The sequence below is a fragment of the Methylorubrum thiocyanatum genome, assembly GCA_014138645.1.
Lineage (GTDB): Bacteria > Pseudomonadota > Alphaproteobacteria > Rhizobiales > Beijerinckiaceae > Methylobacterium > Methylobacterium thiocyanatum.
Genome location: JACJIB010000006.1, coordinates 105,821 through 118,066, shown reverse-complemented (window position 1 = coordinate 118,066; position 12,246 = coordinate 105,821). Strand labels below are relative to the sequence as shown.

The 12,246-nt window shown below is 70.2% G+C and carries 13 protein-coding genes and 1 tRNA gene; 5 read left to right on the top strand and 9 right to left on the bottom strand.

The window, feature by feature from the left end:
* Positions 1–79 precede the first annotated feature (79 nt).
* From HNR51_RS17250 to HNR51_RS17240, 3 genes are all read right to left on the bottom strand, one after another.
* Positions 80–154 (bottom strand) — tRNA-Gly (locus tag HNR51_RS17250).
* A gap of 153 nt (positions 155–307) precedes the next feature.
* Positions 308–784 (bottom strand): NUDIX domain-containing protein, encoded by a 477-nt coding sequence (locus HNR51_RS17245; protein ID WP_182555960.1) that lies wholly within the window; start codon positions 782–784, stop codon positions 308–310.
* A gap of 47 nt (positions 785–831) precedes the next feature.
* Complete coding sequence (locus tag HNR51_RS17240) at positions 832–1,527, bottom strand: fumarylacetoacetate hydrolase family protein (protein ID WP_182555736.1); 696 nt, start codon at positions 1,525–1,527, stop codon at positions 832–834.
* 204 nt (positions 1,528–1,731) lie between these two features.
* Between HNR51_RS17240 and HNR51_RS17235 the strand changes: the two genes are divergently transcribed.
* From HNR51_RS17235 to HNR51_RS17225, 3 genes are all read left to right on the top strand, one after another.
* Positions 1,732–3,186, top strand: a complete 1,455-nt coding sequence (locus tag HNR51_RS17235; protein ID WP_182555735.1) for an FAD-binding oxidoreductase — start codon at positions 1,732–1,734, stop codon at positions 3,184–3,186.
* A 401-nt stretch (positions 3,187–3,587) separates the two neighbouring features.
* Positions 3,588–3,881: a DUF2218 domain-containing protein gene (locus HNR51_RS17230; RefSeq protein ID WP_012455535.1), complete on the top strand. Its 294-nt coding sequence runs from the start codon at positions 3,588–3,590 to the stop codon at positions 3,879–3,881.
* Between the two features lie 72 nt (positions 3,882–3,953).
* On the top strand, positions 3,954–5,213 hold the full coding sequence (locus tag HNR51_RS17225) for an aminopeptidase (RefSeq protein ID WP_012455534.1): 1,260 nt from the start codon (positions 3,954–3,956) through the stop codon (positions 5,211–5,213).
* Between the two features lie 28 nt (positions 5,214–5,241).
* On the opposite strand, the gene HNR51_RS17220 is transcribed toward HNR51_RS17225, so the two are convergent.
* From HNR51_RS17220 to HNR51_RS17210, 3 genes are all read right to left on the bottom strand, one after another.
* Positions 5,242–6,216 carry a lipid A biosynthesis lauroyl acyltransferase gene (locus HNR51_RS17220; protein WP_012455533.1) on the bottom strand — a complete coding sequence of 325 codons (975 nt, stop codon included), beginning with the start codon at positions 6,214–6,216 and terminating at the stop codon, positions 5,242–5,244.
* Between the two features lie 161 nt (positions 6,217–6,377).
* On the bottom strand, positions 6,378–7,106 hold the full coding sequence (gene phbB / locus HNR51_RS17215; protein ID WP_012455532.1) for an acetoacetyl-CoA reductase: 729 nt from the start codon (positions 7,104–7,106) through the stop codon (positions 6,378–6,380).
* A 260-nt stretch (positions 7,107–7,366) separates the two neighbouring features.
* Positions 7,367–8,551: an acetyl-CoA C-acetyltransferase gene (locus HNR51_RS17210; RefSeq protein WP_012455531.1), complete on the bottom strand. Its 1,185-nt coding sequence runs from the start codon at positions 8,549–8,551 to the stop codon at positions 7,367–7,369.
* Positions 8,552–8,874: 323 nt separating this feature from the next.
* Between HNR51_RS17210 and phaR the strand changes: the two genes are divergently transcribed.
* Complete coding sequence (phaR, locus tag HNR51_RS17205; RefSeq protein WP_012455530.1) at positions 8,875–9,483, top strand: polyhydroxyalkanoate synthesis repressor PhaR; 609 nt, start codon at positions 8,875–8,877, stop codon at positions 9,481–9,483.
* Positions 9,484–9,641: 158 nt separating this feature from the next.
* Positions 9,642–9,884: a hypothetical protein gene (locus HNR51_RS17200; RefSeq protein ID WP_141952516.1), complete on the top strand. Its 243-nt coding sequence runs from the start codon at positions 9,642–9,644 to the stop codon at positions 9,882–9,884.
* A gap of 34 nt (positions 9,885–9,918) precedes the next feature.
* On the opposite strand, the gene rpmF is transcribed toward HNR51_RS17200, so the two are convergent.
* The 3 genes from rpmF to HNR51_RS17185 all read right to left on the bottom strand — a co-directional run bounded on the left by rpmF (position 9,919) and on the right by HNR51_RS17185 (position 12,241).
* Positions 9,919–10,107, bottom strand: a complete 189-nt coding sequence (rpmF, locus tag HNR51_RS17195; protein ID WP_003601373.1) for a 50S ribosomal protein L32 — start codon at positions 10,105–10,107, stop codon at positions 9,919–9,921.
* Positions 10,108–10,265: 158 nt separating this feature from the next.
* Positions 10,266–11,195 carry a transglycosylase SLT domain-containing protein gene (locus tag HNR51_RS17190; RefSeq protein WP_182555734.1) on the bottom strand — a complete coding sequence of 310 codons (930 nt, stop codon included), beginning with the start codon at positions 11,193–11,195 and terminating at the stop codon, positions 10,266–10,268.
* Positions 11,196–11,437: 242 nt separating this feature from the next.
* Positions 11,438–12,241 carry a Cof-type HAD-IIB family hydrolase gene (locus HNR51_RS17185; protein ID WP_182555733.1) on the bottom strand — a complete coding sequence of 268 codons (804 nt, stop codon included), beginning with the start codon at positions 12,239–12,241 and terminating at the stop codon, positions 11,438–11,440.
* Positions 12,242–12,246 lie beyond the last annotated feature (5 nt).

Below are 12,246 nucleotides of genomic sequence, written 5' to 3'. Positions count from 1 at the left end.
CGGCTTGCCGCAGGCCCGAAACGACGAAAGCCGCCCACTGGGCGGCTTATCGTAGGTCGGTCAGTTCTTTGAAGGAAACTGGAGCGGGCGAAGGGATTCGAACCCTCGACCCCAACCTTGGCAAGGTTGTGCTCTACCCCTGAGCTACACCCGCTCTCTTGTCCGTCCGGGGCGGCGCTTCGTGTGCGCCCCGTCGGTGGCGCTGTCTAAACACCATTCTGCCGGGGGATGCAAGCGCCAAGTTCGCAGCGGCTTCGAGATTTTTTCCGGGGCTCCGTTTTCGTCGGCGGCTCGCATCATCCTGGGCTCACCACAACTCGGCCGGAGGCGTGCCGTCGCGGATCTCCGCGAGCCGGGCGCGGGTGGCGCGGGTGGTGTCCGGTGGCAGGGCGTCGAGGGGGAAGAAGCCGGTCTCGGCGATCTCGCGGTCGGGCCGCTTGGGGGCCGCCACCGTGAAGGCCGGGGCGACGTAGAGGGCGATGTGGTCGCGCCGCTGCGCCCCCGGATTCAGGAAGAAGCCGTGCAGCCGCAGCCCGGCCTCCGGCGCCACCACGATCTCGGCCTCCTCGCGGAACTCGCGGGCCATCGCCGCGGGCGCGCTCTCGCCCGGATCAATCCCGCCGCCGGGCAGGTGCCAGCCGCCGACATAGGTGTGGCGCACGAGGCAGACCCGTCCCTCCCCGTCGATGGCGACGCCCCGCACCCCGAGCGTCATGCCGCGGGTCAGGAGCGCGGCGCGCAGGGCGAGACGATGAAGCCAGGGGCGATCGAGGTTCAGGATCATGCCGGCCTTGTAGACGGCGGCGTGTCGGACGTCGCGCTTCGGGCCGCTCACACGACCTTCAGCGCGATCGCCCCCACGCCCTCAATGCGCGCGCTCATCGTCTCACCGCGCCGCACCGGCCCGACGCCGGACGGCGTGCCGGTGAAGATCAGGTCGCCGGGCTGAAGCTCGAAATAGGTGGAGAGCAGGGCCACCTGCTCCGGCACCGACCAGATCATCTCGCAGAGGTCGCCCCGCTGGCGCTCGCTGCCGTCGACGGAGAGCGTGATCGCGCCGGACCGGGGATGTCCGATGACGCCGGCCGGCCGCAGCGGGCCGATGGGAGCGGACAGGTCCGCCGCCTTGCCGAGTTCCCAGGGGCGCGCCTGCCGCTTGGCCTCGTCCTGTAGGTCGCGCCGGGTCATGTCGAGGCCGACGGCGTAGCCGTAGACATGGGTGCCGGCGGTCTCCACCGGGATGTCGCGCCCGCCCCGCCCGAGGGCGGCCACCAGCTCCACCTCGAAATGGTAGTTCTCCGTGCGCGGCGGGTAGGGATGCTCGAGCGTCGCGCCCTCGGGCGCGACTTGGAGCGTGTCGGCGGGCTTGAGGAAGAAGAAGGGCGGATCGCGCTCGTCGGCACCCATCTCGCGGGCATGGGCCCGGTAGTTGCGGCCCACGCAATAGACCCGCCGCACCGGGAACAGGTCGGTGCTGCCATGGATCGGCAGCGTGATGCGCGGCGGGTTCGGGATCACGGACAGCATGGCGCCTCAAGCCTCGTCTTCGATGGGACGGCACGACACGATCGGGCGGCGATGCGCCGCGGGAAGGAAACCCGCGACGGCCCGGACCGTGCCATGCCGCGTCGCGCCGTCCACCGCCGCCTCCGCACCGGCGTCCTCCCGCCTCGGTGCAAACCCCGTTCCGCCGGCCTATCTCAACCGGACGATGCTCCCGCCGACCCGCCGATGACCGACGCCCGCTCCTCCCAAGAACGCCTCCTCGCCACGCTGTCCGCGCGGCTCGGGGCGCGGCACGTGCGCACCGATCCGGCGGAGATCGCGCCGCATCTCGTCGAGACGCGCGGGCTCTATCGCGGACACGCCCTGGCGGTGGTCGCGCCGGGCACGACCGAGGAGGTCGCCTTCGCCGTTCGGGCCTGCGCCGAGGCGCGGGTGTCGATGGTGGCGCAGGGCGGCAATACCGGCCTCGTCGGCGGCGGCGTGCCGTTCGGCGGGATCGTGCTCTCGCTCAACCGCCTCGACCGGCTGCGCGCCGTCGATCCCCTCGGTGCCAGCATGACGGTGGAGGCCGGCATGATCCTCGCCGACGTCCAGGCCGCGGCCGAGGCGGCGGGAATGCTGTTCCCGCTCTCCTGGGCGGCGGAGGGCACGGCGCGGATCGGCGGCGGGCTCGCCACCAATGCCGGGGGGCTCGCGGTGCTGGCCTACGGCAATGCCCGCGACCTCGTGCTCGGCCTCGAGGTCGTGCTCGCCGACGGGCGGATCTGGAACGGGCTCAAGGCGCTGCGCAAGAACAATGCGGGCTACGACCTCAAGCACCTGTTCGTCGGCTCGGAGGGCACGCTTGGCATCATCACCGCCGCCACCCTGAAGCTGTACCCGAAGCCGCTGTCGACCTGCGTCGGCTTCGTCGGCCTGCCCTCGGCGCGGGCCGCGCTCGCCCTGTTCGAGCGGCTGCGGGCGGGCGCCGACCGCGGGCTGACCGCCTTCGAATACATCCCCCGCTTCGGCCTGGAGATGGTTCTGGCGCACGGCATCGACGTGCGCCCGCCGCTCGCTCGCGCCCACGCGGCCTATGCCCTGATCGAGCTGGCCTCGCCCCGCTCCGGAACGGAGACCCGCGCCGAGATGGAGGCGCTGCTGGCCGAGGCGATGGAGGCGGGGCTGGTGGAGGACGCGGTGATCGGCGGCAGCGCCGCTCAGGATGCCGCCCTGTGGCGCCTGCGCGAGTTGCTGCCCGAAGTGCAGAAGGCGGAGGGCGGCTCGATCAAGCACGACGTCTCGCTGCCGCTCTCGCGGCTGGCCGACTTCCTGGAGGAGGCGAGTGCCGCCTGCGAGGCGGCGATGCCGGGCCTGCGGCCCTGCCCGTTCGGGCATTTCGGCGACGGCAACATCCACTTCAATCTGACCCAGCCCGTCGGCATGGACAGGGCCGAATTCCTGAGCCAGTGGAGCCGGTTCAACGCCATCGTTCACGGCATCGTCGAGCGGATGGACGGCTCGATCGCCGCCGAGCATGGCATCGGACTGATCAAGCGCGACGAACTCGCCCGCACCGCCGACCCTGTCGGCCTCGATCTGATGCGCCGGCTCAAACGCGCCCTCGACCCCGACGACCTGCTCAATCCCGGCAAGGTCGTGGCCCTCTCCGACGATCCGCCCCCTTCCCTCCCGGTCTGATCCTGCTCGCACGAAAGTGACGTGACGAGGCGCACGCGGGAACGCGCCGCGCCGCCCGGCGGTTATTGTGCGACGCACAAGAACGCGGCATGATCTTCGCTCAACGGAGGGGAAACCGCCTCGCGCGCAACCGGAATCGCACGCCGGATGATGGAATCGTTAACCCTTGCGACTCGACAATCGGCCCTCCGCCGCCCTCCGCAACGACCGCAGCGGGCAGGGCTCGCCCCGTTTTCGTCGCATGCCGATCTTACGCCCTCATCCCACATGCTGCATTGCGGCGCCGCTTCTCCGGAAGACGATGCGCCGCAGCGGCGGGAGGGGGGGTACCCCATCCGAAGCGAAGTTCGCGGTGCGCCCTTCGCGCGTTCCCGCCCGCACCGAACTTGAAGGAGACCATGATGCCCATCTCGCAGGCCCGGGTGCCGACCGCGGAAGCCAGCCGCTACCTGAAACAGCTCTGCCGCCATTGGAGCCATAAGTTTCCCGTCGAGGAGACCGGCGACAAGGGCCGGGTTCCGTTCGGCGAGGACCGCATCTGCACCTTCGAGGCGAGCTCCGACGCCCTGCTGATGCAGGTCGCCACGCCCGACCCGGCCGGCCTGACACGGCTGGAGAATGTGGTCTCCGACCATCTCCTTCGCTTTGCCTTCCGCGAGAATCTGGGCGAGATCACGTGGTCGCGCGCGGCCTGAGCCGCGTGAGGGTCTGACACCCGCATCGAGCCGGGGCGATCGCGCGCGGCGGGACAGCGTGGAGATCACCCCATGAGCCAGACGCCGGGAACGGCCGCCCTCCCCTTCACCGAGCGCCTCGACCGGCTGGCGGAGGTCGCCGTACGGGTCGGCCTTGGGCTGCGGCCGGGCCAGGAACTGGTGATGACGGCACCGCTCGAAGCGGTGCCGCTGGCCCGCGCCATCACCGAGCACGCCTACAAGGCCGGCGCCGCGCTGGTCACCACCTTCTACGCGGACGACGCCGCCACCCTCGCCCGCTTCGCCCACGCGCCGGACGAGGCCTTCGACAAGGCGGCCGGCTGGCTCTATGCCGGCATGGCCGATGCCTATCGCGGCGGGGCGGCCCGGCTCGCCATCTCCGGCGACGACCCGTCCCTGCTGGCCGGTCAGGACCCGGCCAAGGTCGCCCGCGCCAACCGCTCGCGCTCCCAGGCCTACGTGCCGGCGCTGGAGCTGATCGCCGGCTTCTCCACCAACTGGACCATCGTCTCGGCGGCGACCAAGCCCTGGGCGCGCACGGTCTTCCCTGATCTGCCCGAGGACGAGGCGGTGGCCCGCCTGTGGGACGCGGTGTTCTCCGCCTCGCGCATCGACGGAGCCGACCCCGTTGCCGCCTGGGGCGAGCACAACCGCGACCTCGCCCGCCGCACCGAGCGGCTCAACGGCTCGCGCTTCTCCGCCCTGCGCTTCCGCGGGCCCGGCACCGACCTGACCGTGGGCTTGGCCGACGACCACGAATGGTGCGGCGGCGCCACGACCGCGAAGAACGGCGTCGTCTGCAACGCCAACATCCCGACCGAGGAGGTGTTCACCACGCCGCATCGGGCGCGGGTCGAGGGGTATGTCGCCAGCACCAAGCCGCTCTCCTACCAGGGCACGCTGATCGACGACATCCGCGTGCGCTTCTCGGAGGGTCGCATCGTCGAGGCGCAGGCGCGCACCGGCAGCGACGTGCTCGCCAAGGTGCTCGACACCGACGAGGGCGCCGCCCGCCTCGGCGAGGTGGCGCTGGTGCCCGCCTCCTCGGCGATCTCGGCCTCGGGCCTGTTGTTCTACAACACGCTCTACGACGAGAACGCCGCGAGCCACATCGCCCTGGGGCAGGCCTACTCGAAGTGCTTCCGCAACGGCGGCGAGGGTCTGAGCGAGGCGGATCTCGCCGAGCGCGGCGCCAATCGCAGCCTGATCCACATCGACTGGATGATCGGCTCGGCCGAGATCGACGTGGACGGGATCACCGATTCCGGCGAAGCGGTGCCGGTGATGCGCCGCGGCGAGTGGGCCGACTGATTTTTGAAGAATCCGTCGCCCGCCGGACTCAAGCGCCCGGCGCTCCTCCGGCGGGCTGCGTCGGCAGCGTGCCCTTCGGCAGCATGTTGGGCCGCCAGCGGCGGTGCATCCACAGCCACTGGCCGGGATGCTCGCGCACCCATCCCTCGATCACGCGCGTCATCGCCTGCATCGCGCCCTGAACCTCGATCAGCCCATCGGGGCCGCGGGGCAGGTCGAGGGGTGGGGTCAGTTCGAGCAGGAAGCGCCCGCCGGGCTTGCGCACCACCCGCGCGCCGTGGACCGGGCAATCGTGATGGCGGGCGAGCTTGCCGAGCAGTGGGTTGACCAGCACCGGGCGGCCGAAGAACTGCACCACGACGCCGCGGGTGAAGTGCTGATCGATGAGCTGGCCGAGATGGCCCCCCCGCTCCACCACGCCCTGCATGGCGAAGACCGCGCCGGGGCCCGAGGCGGCCAGTCCCCCCATGGTCTTGCGGCGGACCTCCTGCACCAGTTGGGCGGCGGCCGGGTTGTTCGGCGGCCGGAACACGGCGGTGGTCTCCAGCCCGAACTTCTCGGCGCAGATCGCCGGCAATTCCCAGTTCGCCAAGTGGGCCGAAAAGATCAGCCCCGGCCGGCCGTCGTCGCGGATCGCGAAGAACTGCTCCAGCCCGCGCACCTCCATGCGCTGGGTCGCGAGATTTTCAGGGTCGTAATCGAAGATCGTGTCGAGATGGGCGTATTCCGCCCCGGTGCGGCCGAGATTTTCCCAGGCCTCCCCCGCGATCGCCTTCAGCCGCGCCTCGTCCTCCTTGGGATAGGCTGCGCGGAGATTGGCCATCGCCGTGCGGTGCGAGGGCAGGAACGGGCCGACGAGCCGCGCGAGCCGGCCGCCGGCGGCGCTCGCCCGGTCGGTGCCGAGCATCCGCGCCAGCAGGAACACCGCCCGGATCAGTGGGATGGTCGCGAGCCCCGCCAGCCGGGGCAGGTTCCGCCGCAGGATCAGCGCGAGGCGCAGCACAGCCGGTTCATCGATCGAAAGTGGCAGGGGAATCGGGGAGTTGGGACCGCGGCATAAAGTATTTTCTTCGGGCAGGCGAGCACCTTGCCCGGAAAACGGCGGAGGCCGCCGGCCCGTGGAGCGGACCGGCGGCCTCCGGACAATTCGGCAGGCGGCGTCGATCAGACGAAGTGCTGGCCGCCGTTGATCGTCAGGGTCGAGCCGGTGACGAAGCCGGCCTCGTCGCTGGCGAGATACTCGACCGCGTGGGCGATCTCGTCGGCCTCGCCGAGGCGGCCGGTCGGGATCGTCGAGATGATCTTGTTGCGGATATCCTCCGGCACGGCCATCACCATCTCGGTGGCGATGTAGCCGGGGGCCACCACGTTGACGGTCACGCCCTTCGACGCGCTCTCCTGGGCCAGCGCCTTGGCGAAGCCGATCACGCCGGCCTTGGCCGCCGAGTAGTTGGTCTGGCCGGCCTGGCCCTTCTGACCGTTGATCGACGAGATGATGATGATGCGCCCGAAATTGCGCGAGCGCATACCCTCGATCAGCGGACGGGTGCAGGTGAACATCGAGTCGAGGTTGGTCTTGATGACCGCTTGCCACTTCTCGAAGGTCATCTTGTGGAAGGCGCCGTCGCGGGTGATGCCGGCATTGTTCACCAGGATGTCGATCGGCCCGACCTCGGCCTCGATCGCCTTGATGCCGGCCTCGCAGCTCGCGAGGTCGCCCACGTCGAACTTGAACACCGGAATGCCGGTCTCGGCCTTGAAGGCGTTGGCCGCCTCGTCGTTGCCGCCGTAATTGGCGGCGACCTTGTAGCCCTTGTCCTTCAGGCGCTTCGAGATCGCGGCGCCGATGCCGCGCGTTCCGCCCGTGACGAGGGCGACGCGTTCCTGAGCCATGCTTTCCTCCGTAATCCCATATCGGGCTTGTTGTTACGCTGCTTCGCGAAACACCCGCTCGGTGTGCGGTCGACAGAACCGTGATCCTGTCGCGGCCTTCTCGCGGAGCGGGTTCCACGCCTCGTCCCCACCGGTTTAGCCGGCGGATCGGGGGCCTGCATCGCATTTAAATTTCACAAACCCTCAAGCTGTTTTCGTCAAATTCAGCTTGAGGTTTGCGGTGGGAAGGGCGCCGCGCTCCCTTCCCCAAGGTCGGTCGCTCAGACGCGCTCGACGCACATGGCGACGCCCATGCCGCCGCCGATGCAGAGCGTGGCGAGACCCTTCTTGCCGTCGCGGCGCTTCAGCTCATGCAGCAGAGTGATGAGGACGCGGGCGCCCGAGGCGCCGATCGGGTGGCCGATGGCGATGGCGCCGCCATTGACGTTCACCTTCTCGTCGTCCCAGCCCATGTCCTTGTTCACGGCGAGCGCCTGAGCGGCGAAGGCCTCGTTGGCCTCAATCAGGTCGAGGTCGGAGGGCTTCCAGCCGGCCTTTTCCAGGGCCTTGCGCGAGGCCGGGATCGGGCCGGTGCCCATCACCTTGGGATCGACGCCCGCGGTGGCCCAGGAGACGATTCGGGCCAGCGGCGTGATCCCGCGCTTCTCGGCCTCGGAGGCCGACATCAGCACCAGCGCCGCGGCGCCGTCGTTGAGGCCGGAGGCGTTGGCGGCGGTCACGGTGCCGTCCTTGGTGAAGGCGGGCTTGAGCTTGGCCATCGCCTCGACGGTGGCGCCGTCGCGGATGTACTCGTCGGTGTCGACGACGGTGTCGCCCTTCTTCCCCTTCACGGTGACGGGGACGATCTCCTCCTTGAACCGACCCTCCTTGCGGGCGGCCTCGGCCTTGTTCTGCGAGCGGACGGCGAACTGGTCCTGCTGCTCGCGGGTGAGCTGGAAGGCTTGGGCCACGTTCTCGGCGGTCTGGCCCATGTGGTAGCCGTTGAAGGCGTCCCACAGACCGTCCTTGATCATCGTGTCGACGAGCTTGAGGTCGCCCATCTTCTGGCCGCCGCGCAGGTACTGCGCATGGGGCGCGAGCGACATCGATTCCTGGCCGCCGGCCACGATCACCGTGGCATCGCCGTTGGCGATCTGCTGCATGCCGACCGCGACGGTGCGCAGCCCCGAACCGCAGACCTGATTGAGGCCCCAGGCGGTGGCCTTCTCCGGGATGCCGGCGGCGATGGCGGCCTGACGGGCCGGGTTCTGGCCGGCAGCCGCCGTGAGCACTTGGCCGAAGATCACCTCGTCCACGTCGTCCGGCGAGACGCCGGCGCGCTCCAGCGCGGCCTTGATCGCCACGGCGCCGAGTTCGTGCGCCGGCACGGAGCCGAAGGCGCCGGCGAACGAGCCCACCGGCGTGCGCGCCGCCCCGACAATGACGATATCTTCGCTGGCTGCCATCGTGACGTTCTCCTCATTCGGCGGCGCGATATTTGGTAGACCAGATTACCCGGTGCGCGGCCTGCCGTTCCTCGGATGAAGAGCGCAGGACTGACGAAGTCAAGCGTGCTTTCGGACAACATGGCCGGAACGTCGCATCGGCGTCGCGCCGGCCTATCCGGATTCTACGGGGACAGGGATAAATTGCTGTTTTCGCCGCGTCGCGAAAGCCTTAAGGTTGGATCTGAAGAATGCAGAACCCGGCCTGCGCAGGCGGGCAGCCGATCATGGCGGAGCGTTGAGCTTTGCGCAGACTCATGACCGAAGCGGGAGGTGTCGCAACGATGGCCGAGAACGGCAGGGCGCATCAGACCGTCATCAAAAAATACGCCAATCGCCGGCTCTATCACACCGGCACCTCCACCTACGTCACGCTCGAAGATCTCGCGACGATGGTGCAGAACGGCGAGGACTTCATCGTCTACGACGCCCGCTCGGGCGACGACATCACCCGCTCGGTCCTGGCGCAGATCATCTTCGAGCAGGAGAACAAGGCCGGCGAGGACAACCTGCTGCCGGTGGCCTTCCTGCGCCAGCTCATCCGCTTCTACGGCGACAGCATGCGCACGATGGTGCCGAGCTTCCTCGAATTCTCGATGGCGAATTTCGCCAAGGATCAGGACGGTCTTCGCGAGAAGATGGCCCAGAGCTTCGGCCCCTCCGCCTTCCAGCAGGCGCTGCAGGAGCAGGTGCGGGCCAACATGACCTTCTTCGGCGACGCGATGAAGATGTTCACGGGCGGCTTCGGCCCCCCTGCCCCGCCATCGTCGACGGGATCGACCCCGGTCGCCACGCCGCCCGCGGCCCCATCCGGCGGCGCGAGCGACCTCGACGAGCTCAAGAAGCAGATGGCGGAGATGCAGGCCCGCCTCGAATCGCTGGCGCGCAAGTAGCCGGCGCAAGTAGCCGGCGCGAGCGCCCGGCGTCAGTCGTCCCGCGGGGCGCGTCGGAGCGGCCCGCGCCGGATGGCGCGAGACAGAGCGTTAAGATCCGGTTAACGTCGGCCCCGGCCTTGCACGGAAATCCGTGTGAGGCCGGAGGCGTGACGCGAATGGACCATTCCGAGAAGGATTGTGCCGATCAGGGCCGGAGCGCCGGACCCGAGGCGTCCGCGCGTGCCCTCGTCGCCGCCGGACCCGGCCGCGCCGCGCCCCGCCTCAGGGGCGGCCGCCCGATGGCGGGCTTCCTGACCCAGTTGATCGTCAGCGCCGATCCGGCCCTACGTCCCGCGCGTCCCGAACGCACGAAGGCCGCGGCCGCGCTCTACGCACGGGCCGCGGCCTTCGGGCCGTAAGCCTGACCGCCGGACGGGCCGGCGGTTCCTTCGATCACGCCTCGGCGGACTTCACCTTCAGCACCTGACGGCCGCGATACATGCCGGTCTTCAGGTCGATGTGGTGCGGACGGCGCAGCTCGCCCGAGTCCTTGTCCTCGACATAGGTCGGGGCCTTGAGCGCGTCGGCGGAGCGGCGCATGCCGCGGCGGGAGGGGGATGTCTTTCGCTTCGGAACGGCCATGGGAGAGTACCTCAGGCAAAAAGGGCGCCCAAGGGATCCTCCTCTTGCGAGGATCGCCGATGGCACCGCGTGGGATGACGGAGATTCGAGGCGGGCTGTATAACCGCAGGAAGGGCGACTGGCTAGAGTGCCGGTTCGCCTATGGACAGGCGGTTGGTTCAGGGCGTGCCGTGGGCGGCCGAGGCCTCCAGGATCGGGGCCGGCGCGGCGGGCTTGCGCGCCACCGCGACGGTCGGCCGGGCCATGGCGGCGAGCACGGTCTCGGAGGGGCGGCGCGGGGGCAGCGGCACCTCGACGGCGTCCGCCACGGCGGCGGATGCCAGCTGCGCAGCAGCCTGCGGCACGGCGGACCGGGACGGCGTGGTCTGGAATGCGGCCGCTTGGAGTGCGGCGGCCTGGGGCGGGTTCTGGATCGCGGCCTGCGGCTGCGGAGCGGCGGGCTGCGCGAGGCTCGCGACCTGCACCGCATCGGCGGCGCCGGAGAGCGCGGCGGGCCGGCGCGGCGGGAGCGGGACCTCCACGGCGTCGGTCGGCCCCGGCCCCGGAGCCGCGTAGGCGAGCGCCTGGCTGCCCGCCGCCGGCGCGCTGCCGCGCAGGGCGAACATGCCGTCGAAGCCGTTGGCGGAGCGGGCGGTCGCGGGAGGCGCGGCCGAGGCGACGGTGGTCGCGCTGTCGGCGTCGGGCGGCGTCGCGTCGATGCCGAGGCGCTTGGCGGCGTAGTAGTAGCCGCGATTGTAGTAGCGGTAGGCCTGTTCGAGGTCGCCCTTGGCGGCACGGTAGGCGCCGGCGAGATAGGCGATGCCGTATTTCAGGTTGGTCTCGGGGTCGAACAGTCCGGCCGCATCGCCGGTATAGCCGAGGCCCCGGGCGGTGGCGTGCTTGATCTGCATCAGGCCGAGCGCCGAGCCGCCCTTGGCACGGGCGTTGTAGTTGCTCTCCCGCTTGACCACCCGATGGACGAAGGATTCGGGCACCTTGTTGGCCCGGGCCTGCTCGGCGATCAGTGCATCGATGTTGTCCCGCGCCGCCTCCAGGGCGAAGGCCGACGCCGGGGCGGCGGCAAGCAGGGCGGCGAGGAGAAGACGCATGGGAGACCCGGTCGTTTTCGGTGCCTCACGAAGCCTCCCGCCGGCCGGCGCCCCTGACGGGAGCGGCGGCCCTGGGAATCTCGTGAGGATCACTCGTTACGGCTCAGTTTGTCCCTCCTGGGTCGGGGCCAAATGAGGCGGGAACGTGGAGGCCGGCCAAATCCCTGCGGATGCCGGGGCCCGTGGCGGCGGCCCTGTCGCAGAAGAGGCACAGGCGCCCGCCGAGGAACGTTTCGCGAACCTCAGGTGTCCCCGAACACGAACCGGTTGATCGCGCGGGCGAAACCGTCCTCGTTGTTGTCCGCGGTCACGGCCGACGCCGCCCGCTGCACGGCGGGGGCGGCGTTGCCCATGGCGATCGACAATCCGCTCTCGCGGAACAGGGCGACGTCGTTGGCCGCATCGCCCAGCGTGGCGATTCGCTCTCGCGGAATGCCGAGCTGCCGCCCGAGATCGGAGACGAAGCTGCCTTTGTCGATGCCGGGCGGCGTCACGTCGAGGTAATAGGGCTGCGAGCAATGCACGGCGGCCCGCCCGTCCAGTTCCGCCGCGAGCGCCTCCTCGAGCCGCGCGAGCCCGGCATGGTCGCGGCTCACACCCACGATCTTGGCCGCCCGACCGAGCAGGGCTGACAGGTCCGGCACCACGTGCGGCTCGGTCTGCAGGGTGCGGCGTTCGAGGTCGGTATAGGGCGCCTGCGGATTGCGCAGGTTCCAGGCGCCGTCGGCGAACACCCACACGTCGATCCCGGCCGCGTCGAGGCGGGTGGCCGCCGCGCGGGCGACCGCCTCGGGGATCAGCCGCTCCGAGATCGGCCGGAGGTCGGGCGTGCAGACGGTGCTGCCGTTGAAGGCGCCCAGCGGCAGCCGCAGGTCGAGCGCCTCGGCAAGGGAGCGCAGACCGACCGGCGGGCGGCTGGAGGCCAGGGTGAAGCCGATTCCCGCCGTGCCGAGCCGCCGCACCGCCGCGATGGCGGCCGGTGTCAGCCGCTTGTCGTCGGTGACGAGGGTTCCGTCGACATCGGAGACGACGAGGGCGATGTCCATGCTGT